This window comes from Variovorax sp. Varisp41 (genome assembly GCF_047325085.1).
GTDB lineage: Bacteria > Pseudomonadota > Gammaproteobacteria > Burkholderiales > Burkholderiaceae_C > Variovorax.
Genome location: NZ_CP168540.1, coordinates 5,866,452 through 5,882,724, shown reverse-complemented (window position 1 = coordinate 5,882,724; position 16,273 = coordinate 5,866,452). Strand labels below are relative to the sequence as shown.

Annotated in this window: 14 protein-coding genes and 1 pseudogene; 11 read left to right on the top strand and 4 right to left on the bottom strand. The window is 69.8% G+C overall.

Going from position 1 to position 16,273, the window contains the following annotated elements:
* Window positions 1–24 precede the first annotated feature (24 nt).
* Both ACEN9J_RS27330 and ppk2 read right to left on the bottom strand, forming a co-directional pair.
* Window positions 25–1,068, bottom strand: coding sequence for an alpha/beta hydrolase family esterase (locus ACEN9J_RS27330; protein ID WP_413762557.1), 1,044 nt, complete (start codon window positions 1,066–1,068; stop codon window positions 25–27).
* Window positions 1,069–1,127: 59 nt separating this feature from the next.
* The gene (ppk2, locus tag ACEN9J_RS27325; RefSeq protein ID WP_057594416.1) at window positions 1,128–2,057 is read right to left on the bottom strand and encodes a polyphosphate kinase 2; all 930 of its coding nucleotides are present in this window, start codon (window positions 2,055–2,057) and stop codon (window positions 1,128–1,130) included.
* Window positions 2,058–2,215: 158 nt separating this feature from the next.
* Here ppk2 and ACEN9J_RS27320 point away from each other — a divergent pair, with 158 nt between their 5' ends.
* The 8 genes from ACEN9J_RS27320 (at window position 2,216) to ACEN9J_RS27285 (ending at window position 10,265) form a co-directional block, all read left to right on the top strand.
* Window positions 2,216–3,856 (top strand): inorganic phosphate transporter, encoded by a 1,641-nt coding sequence (locus ACEN9J_RS27320; RefSeq protein ID WP_413762556.1) that lies wholly within the window; start codon window positions 2,216–2,218, stop codon window positions 3,854–3,856.
* A gap of 13 nt (window positions 3,857–3,869) precedes the next feature.
* Complete coding sequence (locus tag ACEN9J_RS27315; RefSeq protein WP_413762555.1) at window positions 3,870–4,928, top strand: transporter; 1,059 nt, start codon at window positions 3,870–3,872, stop codon at window positions 4,926–4,928.
* A 95-nt stretch (window positions 4,929–5,023) separates the two neighbouring features.
* Window positions 5,024–5,881: a 3',5'-nucleoside bisphosphate phosphatase gene (locus ACEN9J_RS27310; RefSeq protein ID WP_413762554.1), complete on the top strand. Its 858-nt coding sequence runs from the start codon at window positions 5,024–5,026 to the stop codon at window positions 5,879–5,881.
* A 1-nt stretch (window position 5,882) separates the two neighbouring features.
* Window positions 5,883–6,860, top strand: coding sequence for a DMT family transporter (locus ACEN9J_RS27305; RefSeq protein WP_261210712.1), 978 nt, complete (start codon window positions 5,883–5,885; stop codon window positions 6,858–6,860).
* A gap of 15 nt (window positions 6,861–6,875) precedes the next feature.
* Entirely contained in the window at window positions 6,876–7,511 is a 636-nt protein-coding gene (locus ACEN9J_RS27300; protein ID WP_413762553.1) for an L-threonylcarbamoyladenylate synthase, read from the top strand.
* Window positions 7,512–7,555: 44 nt separating this feature from the next.
* Window positions 7,556–8,227 (top strand): site-2 protease family protein, encoded by a 672-nt coding sequence (locus ACEN9J_RS27295; RefSeq protein ID WP_057594422.1) that lies wholly within the window; start codon window positions 7,556–7,558, stop codon window positions 8,225–8,227.
* Window positions 8,228–8,253: 26 nt separating this feature from the next.
* Window positions 8,254–9,591, top strand: a complete 1,338-nt coding sequence (locus ACEN9J_RS27290) for a tryptophan--tRNA ligase (protein WP_296728658.1) — start codon at window positions 8,254–8,256, stop codon at window positions 9,589–9,591.
* A 74-nt stretch (window positions 9,592–9,665) separates the two neighbouring features.
* Entirely contained in the window at window positions 9,666–10,265 is a 600-nt protein-coding gene (locus ACEN9J_RS27285) for a LuxR C-terminal-related transcriptional regulator (protein WP_057594424.1), read from the top strand.
* 66 nt (window positions 10,266–10,331) lie between these two features.
* Here the strand turns inward: ACEN9J_RS27285 and shkS are convergent, their stop codons facing one another.
* Both shkS and ACEN9J_RS27275 read right to left on the bottom strand, forming a co-directional pair.
* Window positions 10,332–11,750 carry a surface-behavior sensor histidine kinase ShkS gene (shkS, locus tag ACEN9J_RS27280; RefSeq protein WP_057594426.1) on the bottom strand — a complete coding sequence of 473 codons (1,419 nt, stop codon included), beginning with the start codon at window positions 11,748–11,750 and terminating at the stop codon, window positions 10,332–10,334.
* A gap of 164 nt (window positions 11,751–11,914) precedes the next feature.
* A complete protein-coding gene (locus ACEN9J_RS27275; protein ID WP_413762552.1) occupies window positions 11,915–13,342 on the bottom strand; it encodes a PLP-dependent aminotransferase family protein in 1,428 nt (475 codons plus the stop codon).
* Between the two features lie 357 nt (window positions 13,343–13,699).
* Between ACEN9J_RS27275 and ACEN9J_RS27270 the strand changes: the two genes are divergently transcribed.
* From ACEN9J_RS27270 to ACEN9J_RS27260, 3 genes and pseudogenes are all read left to right on the top strand, one after another.
* Window positions 13,700–14,182: an MSMEG_0572/Sll0783 family nitrogen starvation response protein gene (locus ACEN9J_RS27270; RefSeq protein WP_093340760.1), complete on the top strand. Its 483-nt coding sequence runs from the start codon at window positions 13,700–13,702 to the stop codon at window positions 14,180–14,182.
* A gap of 3 nt (window positions 14,183–14,185) precedes the next feature.
* Window positions 14,186–15,259, top strand: coding sequence for a Nit6803 family nitrilase (locus tag ACEN9J_RS27265; protein ID WP_413762551.1), 1,074 nt, complete (start codon window positions 14,186–14,188; stop codon window positions 15,257–15,259).
* Window positions 15,222–16,273 (top strand): annotated as a pseudogene (locus ACEN9J_RS27260) (MSMEG_0568 family radical SAM protein). Before ACEN9J_RS27265 ends, ACEN9J_RS27260 begins: the two are co-directional and overlap by 38 nt.

Sequence of the window (16,273 nt, the reverse complement as noted above, 5' to 3'; positions counted from 1 at the left end):
CGGCGCAGTCGAGCGCCGAACCGGTCAGCCCTTCGCCACCGCCTTGAACTGCGCCGCCGCGAAGGCCCACACCATGCGCGTGGCATCCGGCCCGGCCGGATCGCTGAACAGCCCGCGCGCGGCACCGCCGCTCCAGGCATGGCCGAGCTGGGCGATCTCGCACAGCACGACGAGCGCGCGGCCGCGGCGCCGGTAGTCGGTCAGGCGCATCGGCAGGCGTTTCCCGCGCTTCACGGCACGCACGGGGCCGGCCACGGCGCCGACGGCGGCGGCCCAGACCTCGGCGCTGTGGCGCGCATTGCTCGGCGCCACCACCGCGTCGCCATCGCCGTGCAGCACCAGCATCGGCGGCAGGGTCGCGAACACGGCCGCCGCGCCGATCGCCTTGCCGACCGCGGTGACGGGCATCGGCGGCACGTTGCGGCCGCGCATCGCGCCGATGGCCGTGGCGGAGGAGCGCGCGGCGCCCGGCGCCACGCCCGAGTGCATGGCGACGGCACGAAAGCGCGCCGGGTAGCGCGTGGCCAGCAGCGCCGCCATGCTGGCACCGGCCGAGAGGCCGGCCACGGCCACGCGCTCGCGGTCGGCCGGATAGAGCATGCAGACCTGGTCGACGGCCGCCATCAGCGTGGCGGCCTCGGCGTCGGCCTTGCCCGAGCGGCGCTCGTACCAGTTCCAGCAGCCCTGCGGATGGGCGATGCGGTCCTGCTCGGGGTAGAGCACCAGGAAGCGGTGCCGCACCGCGAGCGCGTTCATGCGCGTGGAGATCGCGAAGTCGCGCCCGGTCTGGCCGCAGCCATGCAGCATCACCATCAGCGGCAGGCGTTCGCCGGGCGCGAGCTGCAGTTCGGCGGGGCGGAACAGGTGGTAGCGGCGCGCGCCGGCCGGGCCCAGCGCCATGCCCGAGAGCCAGTCGCCGCGGCCCGGCGGCGGCTTCATCTGCTTCGCCGCGGCGCGCGTGACCTGGCCGGCCACGCGCTTGCTGTTGCGCAGCGTGAGCTTCGTGAGCGCCTTCAGGTTGCGCTCGTAGGCGCGGGCGAAGACGGAAGCGGTGGAGCGGCGGGCCATGGCGCAGTGTGACGCATGGCGCCGCGACGGGACAGCGATCGCCCGCTGCCCCTGGGAGATCAGTAGACCTCGGGAACGATCATGCTGGCCGGGACGGGCTGGCGCAGGTAATCGGCATGGCGCACGCGGGCCGGCAGCTCCACCGGTGCATGCGGCACCATCTCGTAGGGCAACTGGCCCAGCAGGTGGCTGATGCAGTTCAGGCGCGCCTTCTTCTTGTCGACCGCCTGCACCACCCACCACGGCGCCTCGGGGATGTGGGTGCGTTCCAGCATCGTTTCCTTGGCCTTGGTGTATTCCTCCCAGCGGCGGCGGCTCTCGAGGTCCATCGGGCTGAGCTTCCACTGCTTGAGCGGATCGTGGATGCGGCCGAGGAAGCGCATGTGCTGCTCGTCGTCGGTGATGGAGAACCAGTACTTGATGAGCTTGATGCCCGAGCGCACGAGCATCTTCTCGAACTCGGGCACGGTGCGGAAGAACTCCTCGTACTCGTCGTCGGTGCAGAAGCCCATCACGCGCTCGACGCCGGCGCGGTTGTACCAGCTGCGGTCGAACAGCACCATCTCGCCGGCGGCCGGCAGGTGCGCCACATAGCGCTGGAAGTACCACTGGGTGCGTTCGCGATCGTTGGGCGCCGGCAGCGCAGCCACGCGGGCCACGCGCGGGTTCAGCCGCTGGGTGATGCGCTTGATGACGCCGCCCTTGCCGGCCGCGTCGCGGCCCTCGAACAGGATCACGACCTTCTGCTTGCTGTGCTGGACCCAGTCCTGCAGCTTCACCAGTTCGCCCTGCAGGCGGAACAGCTCCTTGAAATAGGCTTGGCGGGCCGCCTTGTCGGACGCGCCGTTCGTGCCGGCGGGCTCGCCGTCGAGGCCGTCGACGTTGCGGTCCTCGATCTCCAGCTCGAGCTCCTCGTCGTAGCTGTCGATGAGGTCTCGGGCGATGCGCTGCATCAGTTCTTCGTGGTCGGGAAGGGCGCTCGTCGGCATGGTGAAGGGGCAAGAGTGGCGGGATCGGGGAAAACCATGCTGCATGGACCAGATGACGCCGGCGTGACGGTTTCGCGGCCGAAACCTGTAGGCCGACACGCCGTTGTCACACGGCGCGAACACCATTTCTCCCCACTACAACACTTCAGAACGCTTCCATGAACACGCTCGCCGCCCCGAATACGGACATGCCGGCCGCGCCGGCAGGGTCCGCAGCCCACCGCCCGAAGCTCGACGCCCGGCCCGGTCCGGTCGCCCTGATCACTTTCGTCGGCCTGCTGGCCGTCGGCCTGCTCTACACGGCCTGGAGCCTGGTGAGCGACGTGTCCGACTCCGGCGCGCCCATGACCACCTGGGTGCCCTACATCCTGCTGGGCGTGGCGCTGCTGATCGCGCTGGGCTTCGAGTTCGTCAACGGCTTCCACGACACCGCCAACGCGGTGGCGACCGTGATCTACACCCACTCGCTGCCGCCGAACTTCGCGGTCGTGTGGTCGGGCTTCTTCAATTTCCTGGGCGTGCTGGTCTCCAGCGGCGCGGTGGCCTTCGGCATCATCGCGCTGCTGCCGGTGGAGCTGATCCTGCAGGTGGGCTCGGGCGCGGGCTTCGCGATGGTGTTCGCGCTGCTGATCGCCGCCATCATCTGGAACCTCGGCACCTGGTGGCTGGGGCTGCCGGCCTCCTCCTCGCACACGCTGATCGGCTCGATCATCGGCGTGGGCGTGGCCAACGCGCTGATGCACGGGCGCGACGGCACCAGCGGGGTGGACTGGGCGCAGGCCACCAAGGTCGGCTATTCGCTCCTGCTGTCGCCGCTGGTGGGCTTCGGCTGCGCCGCGCTGCTGCTGCTGGCGCTGCGCGCCTTCGTGAAGAACCGCGCGCTCTATGAAGAACCCAAGGGCAGCGAGCCGCCGCCGTGGTGGATCCGCGGCCTGCTGATCCTGACCTGCACCGGCGTCTCGTTCGCGCACGGCTCCAACGACGGCCAGAAGGGCATGGGCCTGATCATGCTGATCCTGGTGGGCACGGTGCCGATGGCCTATGCGCTCAACCGCGCCATGCCGGCCGACCAGACGGTGAAGTTCGTGGCCGTGGCCGAGGTGGCGCAGGGCGCGATGCAGCGCAGCCTTCCGACCTCGCTGCCCGCGCTGCAGCCGGCGGCCGCGCGCGACTCGCTCGCGACCTACGTGCGCACCCGCGAGTTCAACGACACGGTGGTGCCCGCGCTGGCCTCTGTCACCGGCAGCATCGCGCAGCAGGTCAGGCAGCACGGCTCGCTGGCCCGCCTGCCGGCCGACGCGGTGGCCAACGTGCGCAACGACATGTACCTGACCTCCGAGGCGATCCGCCACCTCGACAAGAGCGGCGCCGCGCGCTTCGACGCCGACACCAAGGCCCGCGTCGGCGCGCTGCGCCAGGAACTCGACGACGCCACCCGCTTCATCCCGTTGTGGGTGAAGGTGGCGGTGGCGATCGCGCTGGGACTTGGCACCATGATCGGCTGGAAGCGCATCGTGGTGACCGTGGGCGAGAAGATCGGCAAGACCCACCTGAGCTATGCCCAGGGCGCCTCGGCCGAGGTGGTGGCGATGGTGACCATCGGCGCGGCCGACATGTACGGCCTGCCGGTCTCGACCACGCACGTGCTGTCCTCGGGCGTGGCGGGCACCATGACCGCGAGCGGCTCGGGGCTGCAGATGTCGACGCTGCGCAACCTCGCGCTGGCCTGGGTGCTGACGCTGCCGGCGGCGATGCTGCTGTCGGGCGGTCTGTACTGGTTCTTCACGCACCTGTTCTGAAGCATCGCGCACCTTGCCGGCACTCCATGACCTGGCCGCCAATTCGTATGGCGGCGACGAAGCCGGGCTGATCTGCGGCTACCTGTTCGACCCGGGCGCGTCGGGCCCCGAGGCCTCGCGCGAGATCGACTCGAGCCAGGCCGCGGCCTGGCTCGATGCCCTGCCGCCCGAAGAAGAGTTCGCGGGCGCGCCCTTCGAGGGCCCCTACGCCTGGCTGCACTTCAACCTGAGTCACGCGCAGGCCGAGCGCTGGCTGCGGCGCCACGCGCGGCTGTCGGACACCTTCTACGAGACGCTGCACGACGGCCTGCCCTCCACGCGCATCGAGCGCGCCGACGATGCGCTGATCGCGGTCATCAACGACGTGCACTTCGAGTTCAGCTTCGAGCCCTCGGACATCTCGACGCTGTGGATCGCGGTCGGCGCGCGGCTGGTCGTGACGGCGCGCAGCAAGCCGCTGCGCTCGGTCGACGCGCTGCGCACCGCGGTCAAGGCCGGCGACGCGCCGGGCTCGAGCACCGAGCTGCTCGAGCACCTGCTGCGGGCGCAGGCCGACGTGCTGGTGAAGATCGTGCGCGGCGTGACGGGCCGCGTCGACCGCATCGAGGACGAACTGCTGGCCGGCCGGCTCGACCACAAGCGCGCCCGCCTGGGCGTGATGCGCCGGCTGCTGGTGCGGCTGCAGCGGCTGCTGGCGCCCGAGCCAGCGGCGCTGTTCCGGCTGCTGCAGCGCCCGCCGGGCTGGATGGCCGAGGACGACACGCAGGAGCTGCGCGGCGCGACCGAGGAGTTCTCGGTGGTGCTGCGCGACATGCAGGCGCTGCAGGAACGCATCAAGCTGCTCCAGGAGGAGATCGCCGCCAACGTCAACGAGGACAACAACCGCAGCCTGTTCGTGCTGACGGTGGTCACGGTGCTGGCGCTGCCGATCAACATCCTGGCCGGCCTGTTCGGCATGAACGTCGGCGGCATCCCGCTGGCCGAGCACAAGCACGGCTTCTGGATCGTGGTGGCGATCGTCGCCACCTTCACCGCGGTGGCCGCCTGGGCCGCTTTCAGGAAGAAGCGCTGAGCCGCTCCACCGCTGCGGTTAATGCTATTTATCTAGTAGCAAATACGAGCACCCATGCGACCGTGTCGACAGGCCGGAGCGCCTAGAATCGACCGGTGTCCTCCATTCTCAATGCCGACCTGCACTGCCACTCCGTGGTGTCCGACGGCACACTGACGCCCGAAGAACTCGCCGTGCGCGCCGCCAGCAATGGCGTCGACCTGTGGGCGCTGACCGACCACGACGAGATCGGTGGCCAGCACCGCGCCGCCGCCGCCGCGCGCGAGAACGGCATGCGCTACCTCACCGGCACCGAGATCTCGGTCACCTTCGCGGGCGAGACCGTGCACATCGTCGGCCTGGGCTTCGACCCCGACGACGCCGCCATGACCCAGGGCCTGTACGACACCCGCGGCGGCCGCGGCAAGCGCGCGCAGGAAATGTCCGAGGGGCTGGCCAAGGTCGGCATCCACGGCGCCTACGAAGGCGCGCTCAAGTTCGTCGGCAACCCCGAGCTGATCTCGCGCACCCACTTCGCGCGCTTCCTGGTCGAGCAGGGCCACTGCCGCGACACGCCCGAGGTGTTCCGCAAGTACCTCACCGAGGGCAAGCCCGGCTACGTGCCGCACCGCTGGGCCACGCTCAAGGATGCAGTGCACTGGATCACCTCGGCCAAGGGCCTGGCCGTGATCGCGCACCCGGGCCGCTACAAGTTCAGCGCCAACGAGGAGTACGCGCTATTCCTCGAGTTCAAGGCGCACGGCGGACAGGCCATCGAGGTCGTCACCGGCAGCCACACCCCGGCCGAGTACGTCGAGTACGCCGACAAGGCGCTCGAGTTCGGTTTCGCCGCCTCGCGCGGCAGCGATTTCCACAGTCCCGACGAAAGCCACTGCGACCTCGGCAAGCTGCCGCCGCTGCATGCTTCGCTCACGCCGGTATGGGAACTGCTCGGCCACCGAATCCAGACCTAGCGTGAGCCAACAGCCCGGGACCGCGACCGAGAGCGCCGCAACCCAAGCGCTGGCCCTGGCCCGCGCCGCGGCCCAGGCCGCCTCCAGCCGCGAGTCCGAACGCATCCTGGCCGGCATCGGCCTCGTCGTGCTGGCCGTGGCCTGCTTCGCCACGCTCGACACCGCCACCAAGATCTCGACCGCGAGCGTGCCGATCCTGATGGGCGTGTGGTTCCGCTATGCCTTCCAGGCCGTGGCCACCACCGCCGTGCTGCTGCCGCTGCGCGGCACCGCGCTGCTGCGCACCGCCCATCCGCGCTACCAGGCGCTGCGCGGGGCGCTGCTGCTGGGCTCGAGCCTGTTCGCCTTCATGAGCCTGCGCTACATGCCGCTGGCCGAGTTCACCTCGATCGTGCTGATCGCGCCGCTGGTGATCACGCTGCTGGCGGCCACCACGCTCAAGGAGCAGGTCTCGCCGTTGCGCTGGACGCTGGTGGCGGGCGGCTTCGCGGGCACGCTGGTCATCCTGCGGCCCGGCGGCGGCGCCTTCAGCTGGGCCATCCTGCTGCCGATCGGCCTGGTGATGACCAACGCCTGGTTCCAGGTGCTCACGAGCAAGCTCGCGCAGACCGAGAACCCGCTGACCATGCACTTCTACACCGGCTGGGTCGGCACGCTGCTGGCCTCGCTGGCCGTGCCCTTCGCCTGGACCGCGCTGCCCTCGTGGCACTGGTGGGCGCTGCTGTGCCTCATGGGCCTGATGGGCACGGTGGGACACTTCATGCTGATCCTCGCCTACCAGCGCGCGCCAGCCTCCACCCTCACGCCCTACCTCTATGCGCAGATCGCGTTCGCGATGCTCGGCGGCTGGCTGATGTTCTCCCACGTGCCCGATGTCGTGTCGCTGGTCGGCATGGCGATGATCGCGGTCTGCGGCGCGGCCGGTGCCTGGCTCACCGTGCGCGAGCGCCGCGTGCCGATCGAACCGGCGGAATCCTGATCAGGAGCGTTTTTCATGGCCCAGTACTTCGAAGTCCACCCCGAGAACCCCCAGCAGCGCCTGCTCAAGCAGGCCGTGGCGCTGCTGCAGCGCGGCGAGATCGTCGCCGTGCCCACCGACTCCAGCTACGCGCTGGCCTGCCACCTCGACGACAAGGACGCGGTCGACCAGCTGCGCCGCATCCGCCAGGTCGACGACAAGCACCACCTGACCCTGATCTGCCGCGACCTCAGCGAGCTCGCGAACTACGCGCGCGTGGACAACAAGCAGTACCGCCTGCTGAAGGCCGCCACGCCCGGCCCCTACACCTTCCTGCTCGAGGCCACCAAGGAAGTGCCGCGGCGCGTGAGCCATCCGCAGCGCAAGACCATCGGCCTGCGCGTGCCCGACCACAAGGTGCTGCTCGAGCTGCTGGCGCTGCATGGCGCGCCGCTTTTGGCCACCACGCTGATCGCACCCGGCGAGACCGAGGCGCTCAACGACGCCGAGATCATCCGCGAGCGCTTCGAGAAGCAGATCGCGGGCGTGATCGACGCCGGCGCCTGCCCCTCCCAACCGACCACCGTGGTCGACCTCACGCCCATGGGCAGCGGCGACGATCCGGTGGTGGTGCGCCAGGGCCGCGGGGCGCTCTCCGTGCTGGGGCTGTGATGCGGCCTTCGTTTTCCCCTTGTTCCGTCTGACACAATCTCGCAGTGGATATCTCCAATCTGATACAGACGGTCCTGATCTATGCGCTGCCCGTGATCTTCGCGATCACCGTGCACGAAGCCGCGCACGGCTACGTGGCGCGCTACCTCGGCGACAACACGGCGGCGGTCATGGGCCGCGTCACGCTCAACCCGATGAAGCACATCGACCCCATCGGGACCATCCTGATGCCGCTGATGCTCTACTTCGCGACCTCGGGCGCCTTCCTGTTCGGCTATGCCAAGCCGGTGCCGGTCAATTTCGGCCGGCTGCGCCATCCCAAGCGCGACATGGTCTGGGTGGCCCTGGCCGGTCCGGCCTCGAACTTCATCCAGGCGATCCTCTGGGCCGTGGTCTGGGCGGTGCTCGTCGGCGTGGGCGTGCAGGAGCCCTTCTTCGTCAAGATGGCGCAGGGCGGCGTGCTGGTCAACCTCGTGATGTGGGCCTTCAACCTCTTCCCGCTGCCACCGCTCGACGGCGGCCGCGTGCTGGCCGGGCTGCTGCCCAACGGGCCGGCGCAGAATTTCCTCGCTCGCATCGAGCCCTATGGTTTCTTCATCGTGATGGGCCTGGTGCTCGCGGGCATCGTCAGCAGGTTCTGGCTGATGCCGCTGATGAGCGTGGGCTACGAGGTGCTCGATCTGCTGATCGGGCCGCTGCAGGCCCTGTTGCGTTGATGTTGCGTTAGTTTCCAGTTCCGACCATGGCTTCGTCCTCCCCTTCCCCACTGCGCGTCCTCACCGGCATCACGCCCTCCGGCACGCCCCATCTCGGCAACTACGTCGGCTCGATCCGCCATTCGGTGCGCCAGAGCGTCGCACCCGGCGTCGAGAGCTACTTCTTCCTGGCCGACTACCACGCCCTCATCAAGGTGCAGGAGCCCGCGAAGATCCAGCGCTCCACCCTGGAGATCGCCGCCAGCTGGCTGGCCTGCGGGCTCGATCCCGAGCGCGTCACCTTCTACCGCCAGTCCGACATCGGCGAGATCCCCGAGCTCACCTGGTTCCTGACCTGCGTCACCGGCAAGGGCGTGCTCAACCGCGCCCATGCCTACAAGGCCCAGGTCGACAAGAACACGGCCAAGGGCGAGGACGTCGATGCCGACGTCACGGCGGGCCTGTTCATGTACCCGGTGCTGATGGGCGCGGACATCCTGATGTTCAACGCCCACAAGGTGCCCGTGGGCCGCGACCAGGTGCAGCACATCGAGATGGCGCGCGACATGGCGCAGCGCTTCAACCACCTCTACGGCGACCACTTCACGCTGCCGGACGCCGAGATCGACGAGGCCGTCGCCACCCTGCCCGGCCTCGACGGCCGCAAGATGAGCAAGAGCTACAACAACACGATCCCGCTGTTCACGCCGCGCGCCCAGCTGCAGAAGCAGATCGCGAGCATCGTGACCGACTCGCGCGCGCCCGGCGAGCCCAAGGAGACCGAGGGCTCGGCGCTGTTCCAGATCTACCAGGCCTTCGCGAGCGCCGACGAAACGGAAGCGCTGCGCAAGTCCTACGCCGAGGGCATCGCCTGGGGCGACGCCAAGCAGGTGCTGTTCGAGCGCATCGACCGCGAGGTGGCGCCGCTGCGCGAGCGCTACGAGGCGCTGATGGCCGACCCGGCGCAGATCGAGCGCACGCTGCTGGCCGGCGCCGACAAGGCGCGCGCGCTGTCGCGCCCCTTCATGACGCGGCTGCGCCACGCGGTCGGCCTGCGCAACCTGGCCGACGCGGGCGACGGCGCCAAGGCGCGCAAGGGCGGCAAGGGGGCCGGCAAGGCCGGCTTCAAGCAGTACCGCGAACGCGACGGGATGTTCTATTTCAAGCTGCTCGACGCGAGCGGCGAAACCCTGCTGCAGAGCCGAGCATTCGCCTCGCCGCAGGAGGCCGGCCGTACCATCGCGGCGCTGCAGGAGCAGCGCGGCGCGGCCTTGGCGACTTATGCGGATCGGCTCGAGCCGATCGCCACGGATGAAGGATTGCGCGCCGCGAGCGAGGCGCTGGAGGCACTGTCGGAGGCCACCGCCACCACCAAGGGCGGCTGATCCGGCAACCGCCACCGGCCCATCCGCCGGTGGACGAGAAGAGAGAAGACGGTGCGATCACAAAGGAAGAAAACATGAGCATATATGTCATCGACGACCACCCCCTGATGCGCGACGCGATCGTGATGGTCCTGCGGCGCCTTCGTCCGGCCGAGAACATCGTCGAGCTCGAACGGCTCGACAAGCTCGCGAGTTCCGTCGCGCAGCGCGGAGCGCCCACGCTCTTCTGTCTCGACCTGAAGTTGCCCGACACCAACGGCGTTTCGGGCGTGATCGCCGTCAAGCAGGTCTATCCCAACGTGCCGATCGCCGTCTATTCGGCGGCGCCCTCGGCCGACATGGAAGACGCCTGCATCGAGGCCGGTGCCGACACCTACATCGAGAAGTCGGCCAGCTCGGCCGAGCTGGCGGCGGCCCTGCGCGGCCTGCTGATGGCCGGCTCGGAAGAAACCGACGAGCCGCCGCTGGCCAGCAACAGCAAGCTCTCGAAGCGCCAGACCCAGCTGATCGCGATGCTCGACAAGGGCATGAGCAACCGCGACATCGCCACCGACCTCGAGATCAGCGAGCACACGGTGAAGGTGCACCTGTGGCGCCTGTTCCGCCGCCTCGGCGTGAAGAGCCGCACGCAGGCGCTGCATTACGCGCGCACGAACGGGTTGCTGTCGGGCTGAGGCCGGCCGCTGCGTCGTGAAGGAGCCGCGCCGTGTGCGCGGCTTTTTCTTTGGGGGCGGAGGCTCTCAGCCCACCGCCGCGCTCACCCGCGCCTGCGCCACCGCCTCGTCCGCATCGTGCAGCGCCACGCGGAACACGCTGCCGCTGCCCAGGCGCGAGCGCACGCTGACCGGGTGGCCCAGCACGTGCGACAGGCGCGCGACGATCGCCAGGCCGAGGCCGAAGCCATCGGAGGTGCCGGCATGGTCGGCCACCTTGTAGAACTCGAGGAACACGTCGCGCAGGTGCTCGGGCGCGATGCCGATGCCGGTGTCCCAGACCTCGACGCGCATGCCCTCCCGCGTGCGGCGCGAGGCCAGCAGCACGCCGCCCTCGGGCGTGTACTTGATCGCATTGGCCAGCAGGTTGCCGATCATGCGGCGCACGCGGATCGGGTCGGTGAGGAAGCTGCCCTCGGTCACGTGGACGCGGAAATCGAGCCCCTTGCTCTCGGCCACGGGGCGGTACTGCAGCTCGAGGTCCTGCAGCAGCTCGGCGATGTCCACGCGCTCGATGTGCAGCCGCACCTGGCCCGAGTCGATGCGCGCGAGGTCGAACATGGAGTCGAACAGCGCATTGACCGCATGGGTGGCGCGCACGATCTTCGGTGCCAGCTCGAGCACCAGCTCGGGCTCGTTGCGCAGCCAGTCGGCGTACAGCGACAGCGCCAGCACCGGCTGGCGCATGTCGTGCGCGGCGCTCGCGAGGAAGCGGTTCTTCATCGCCACGGCCGCCACCGCCGCCTGCCGCTGCTGGGTCAGCGACTTGATCAGGATGTGGTTGTGGAACAGCAGCTCCAGGCTGTTGCGCGCGGTCTCGTGGATGTGGTGGCCGGCGCGCAGCAGCAGGTACCAGTGCAGCGTGGGCAGGATCGGCAGCAGGAAGCCGTACTGGAACTGCGGATGCTCGAGGTTGATGACCACCAGCCGCACCAGCACCGAGCCGAGCACGGTGGCGAACAGCGTGTTGACGAAGCGCTTGAGCAGCGGCGGGTGCAGCGCCAGCCCGTTGAGCGGCGAGGTCGCGACGCCCGCGATCACCAGCCAGCTGATGAACTGGTTGACCTGCGGCACGCGCTCGAAGAACAGCAGCACCGACAGGCCCCAGACGAAGGCGCTGGCGGTCCAGACGAAGGCATAGCGGTCGGCGTACTGCTGCTGCGCCAGCGCGCTGCGCCCGACGTAGCGCACCGCGTACACGCGCGCGGCCCAGGCCCGGCAGGCCATCGAGATCAGGCCGGCGGTGAGCCAGGTCAGCACCTCCCAGCGCGGCAGCGCCGACCAGTTGAGCGCCGCCATGCCGACCATCAAGGTGCCCGACACGAGGTAGGAGCCGCGCGCCGAGCGCATCAGGCTGCGGATCAGCTCGCCGCGCACCCAGGCCTCGGCCTCGTCGGCGGAGGCCGGCACGGGCGTGAGACTGGTGATCGAGGCGGCGGTCGCCATCAGGCAGCGCCTTTTCTTCGGTAGCGGGCCAAAACCATGGATGAGGGTGCGGGTGGAGTCGGCGGCCGGAACGGCGTTCCGGCCAGTCCGGCGATCTTACCGGGCTGTAGTCCGGTGTTTCACGCCGTAACAAGCTCCGCGTCCGCCGCCACGATCCGATGTGGCTAGAAGGCTCTTTCCTGCACCGTCGCGTGCGGATGCAGCGGATGCGTCAGCGTGTCCGCGATCAGCCGCAGCGCGTCGTCGCACTCCTCGTGCGACATCGGCCCGCCGAGGCAGATGCGCACCGCGTCGGGCGGATCGCCGTCGGTCGAGAAGGCCGCGCTCGCGACCACGCCCACGTTGCGCGTGCGCAGGAAGGAGGCGAACTCGACCGGGCTCCAGCCCGGCGTGAGCGGCAGCCAGGCATGGAAGCCCTCGGGATGGGCCTGCAGCCCGTGGCCGCCGAGGTGGCGCGCGGCCAGCAGCTGGCGCGCGGCCGATTCGGCGCGCACCGCCTGCAGCATGGCGTCGGCCGTGCCGTCCTCGACCCACATCGTGGTCAGCGCATTGGTGACCGGCGAGGCCATCACCGTGGTGGCGCGCAGGGCACCCGCGAGCCGCTGCGACTGGCGCGCGGTCGGCGCGCAGACATAGGCGCTGCGCAGCCCCGCGCCGAAGCACTTGGAGAAGCCGGTGACGTAGTAGGTCAGCGCGGGCGCCAGCGTGGCGAGCGTGGGCGGCATCTGGCGCGGCAGCATGCCGTAGGCGTCGTCCTCGATGATCGGCACCGCGTAGCGCAGCGCCACGTCGGCCAGCGCCTCGCGCCGCGCGCGGCTCACGGTGCCGGTGGTGGGGTTGAGCAGGGTCGGATTGCAGTACAGCGCCTTGGGCTTCAGGGTCTTGCAGGCGTGCTCGAAGGCATCGGCGATCGGGCCGTCGTCGTCGAGCTGCAGCGCATGCAGCTGCACGCCGAGCTGGGCCGCGATGGCCTTGATGCCCGGATAGGTCAGCGACTCCACGCACACCAGCTCGCCGGGCCGCGCGAGCTGCGAGATCAGCGCGGTCAGCACGCCGTGGATGCCGGGGCACACGAGGATGCGGTCGACGCCGGCCTCGGGCACGTGCGGGCGCAGCCACTGCATCGCGGCCTCGCGATCGTGCACCGTGCCGCCGAAGTCCTGGTAGCGCAGCAGGTCGTAGAGGTCGGCCTGCGCGAAGGCCTGCGCGGCGCCCTCGTGCATGCGCGCCACCAGGTGCTCGTCGCGCGGCTCGGGCGGCATGTTCATCGTCATCTCGGCGCCGCTGCCGCCGCGCAGCCGCAGGCTCGGGCTGCCGGTGCGGATGAAGGTGCCGGTGCCCGCGCGCGAGTCGATCAGCCCGCGCTTGCGCGCCTCGGCGTAGCCGCGCGCCACGGTCGTGTAGTTGAGCTGCAGGTCCGCCGCCAGCTCGCGCAGCGTGGGCAGCCGGTCGCGCGCGCCGAGCCGGCCGGTGCGGATGTCGTCGGCGATCAGGTCGGCCAGCAGCAGGTAGGCCGGCTTGGCGCTGGCGCGCAGCTGCTTGCGCCAGTGCAGCGTGACGGGGGCGATCGGGGCGGTGTCGGTGGCGGCCACTTGATTGCATCCATTGATTGCATCGGGGGACCGATCAACCCGCAGGAAACGTGCCCGTCCCCTGGGGGTTCCCAGGGCCAGCGATGCCTCGAACGGGTGCGATCAGCCCCATTGATCGGGTGCATTGATCGCACGCCGAACGCTTCGCCACGGTGCGGCCCGGCCCGCCGCGAAGGCCGCGCGACGCGTCCGCGACACCCGCGCGGAAATTTTTTCGCGCCCGCATGCGGCACCGCTGCGCCTTGATCGCAACTTGATTGCATCGCGGGCCCCGCGCCCTGGCACATGGCATGCGAAGAAGAAGGCGCGCAGACGCTGCTGCGTTCCTCTCCTTCATCCCTTTCACCGGAGTACCCCATGCCCACCGTGACCCGTCCCCGCAACGAAAAAGGCGAGTTCCTCGTCGACTACGAAGAGAAGGTGTTCGAAGACGTGAAGGCCGAGCCCGGCGAGAAGGCGCTCGTGACCTTCCACACCGTGGCCTTCGAAGGCTCGATCGGCTTCGTCAACCTGCTGCAGGCCACCCGCCTCAAGCGCAAGGGCTTCGAGACCTCGATCCTGCTCTACGGCCCCGGCGTCACGCTGGGCGTGCAGCGCGGCTTCCCGACGCTGGGCGACGAGGCCTTCCCGGGCCACCAGAACTTCAACAAGCAGATCGCCACCTTCATCGCCGAGGGCGGCAAGGTCTACGCCTGCCGCTTCGCGCTGCAGGCGCTCTACGGCCATGGCGAGGGCGCGCTGATCGAGGGCATCAAGCCGATCAACCCGCTCGACGTGCTCGACCTGATCCTGCTGCACCGCAAGGCCAACGCCTTCATCCTCGACACCTGGACGCTGTAAGCGATGGCCACCGCACCCCGCATCGTCCGCGCCGCGGCGATCCAGATCGCGCCGGACTTCGACCGTCCCGACGGCACGCTCGATCGGGTGTGCAGCGCGATCGACGAAGCCGCTTCCAAGGGCGCGCAGCTCGCGGTCTTCCCCGAGACCTTCATGCCCTACTACCCCTACTTCAGCTTCGTGCTGCCGCCGGTGCTGCAGGGCGCGCCGCACCTGCTGCTGGCCGAACGCGCGGTGGTGGTGCCCGGCCCGGTCACGCAGGCCGTGGCCGAGCGGGCGCGCGCCCGCGGCGTGGTGGTGGTGCTCGGCGTGAACGAGCGCGACCACGGCAGCCTCTACAACACGCAGCTGGTGTTCGACGCCGACGGCACGCTCGCACTCAAGCGCCGCAAGATCACGCCGACCTACCACGAGCGCATGGTCTGGGGCCAGGGCGACGGCGCCGGGCTCAAGGTGGTCGACACCGCCATCGGCCGCGTCGGCGCGCTGGCCTGCTGGGAGCACTACAACCCGCTGGCGCGCTACAGCCTGATGGCGCAGCACGAGGAGATCCACTGCGCGCAGTTCCCGGGCTCGCTGGTGGGCCCGATCTTCGCCGAGCAGATGGAGGTGACGATCCGCCACCACGCGCTCGAGTCGGGCTGCTTCGTGGTCAACGCCACCGGCTGGCTCAGCGACGAGCAGATCCGCAGCGTCACGCCCGACCCGAACCTGCAGAAGGCGCTGCGCGGCGGCTGCCACACGGCCATCGTCTCGCCCGAGGGCCGGCATCTCGCGCCGCCGCTCACCGAGGGCGAGGGCATGGTGATCGCCGACCTCGACATGGCGCTGATCGCCAAGCGCAAGCGAATGATGGATTCGGTGGGCCACTACGCGCGCCCCGAGCTGCTCTCGCTCGCCATCGACGACCGGCCCGCGGCCACCACCGTGCCGATGCACACCCTTTCTTCCCACCCACGGAGCCCCGACCATGACGACGACCGCCGCCCTCGCATCGAACCCCGCACCGAATCCCGCGCCGGTGGACAGCCGCCAGCTGATGACGGAGCTCCAGTCCTTCGGGTTGCGGCTGGTTGATCCCGCCGCGGCGGCGCCGGCCCCTCGGACCACAAGGCCGTGCTGGTCGACGGCCACACGATCATGGTGCCGGTGCACACCGCGAGCGCCTGGCATTCGCCGTTCACGGCCGAGGCGCCGAACGCGCAGGGCGTGAGCCGCGTGATGCGCGGCAGCATCCCGATCGCGAACATCGCCTTTCCGCGCCAGCCGCGCTTCTATGCGATGCAGACCTTCGACGGCGTGCCCTATTCGCACATCGCCACCTTGCACGGCAGCGACGTGCTCGCCACCACCGTGCTGCAGACCTGCATCCGCTACGAGAGCCGGCGCAAGAGCTGCAAGTTCTGCGCGATCGGCCAGTCGCTCGCGGCCGGCCGCACCATCGCGCACAAGACGCCGCAGCAGCTCGCCGAGGTGGCGCGCGCGGCCGTGCTGCTCGACGGCGTGAAGCACATGGTGCTGACCACCGGCACGCCCAACGCCACCGACCGCGGCGCGGCGGTGCTCTGCGAGAGCGCCTTCGCGATCAAGGCCGCGGTCGACATCCCGATCCAGGGCCAGTGCGAGCCGCCCGACGACGACCGCTGGTTCCAGCGCATGAAGGCCGCGGGCATCGACACGCTGGGCATGCACCTGGAGGTGGTCACGCCCGAAGTGCGCGAACGCATCATGCCGGGCAAGGCCAGCGTGCCGGTGTCGCGCTACATGAGCGCCTTCGAGGCCGCGGTGGCGGTGTTCGGCCGCGGCCAGGTCAGCACCTACATCCTCGCGGGCCTCGGCGATTCGCGCGAGGCCATCCTCTCGGTCTGCGACGAGTTGCTCGCGCGCGGCGTCTACCCCTTCGTCGTGCCCTTCGTGCCGATCAGCGGCACGCCGCTCGAGGACCATCCCGCGCCCACGCCCGAGTTCATGAAGTCGCTGCTCGAGCCGCTGGGCCGGCGCGTCGCGGCCGCCGGCCTGCGCTCGGCCGACATCAAGGCCGGCTGCGGCAAGTGCGGCGCGTGTTCTTCTCTGTCCGTCTACGAGGCCTGA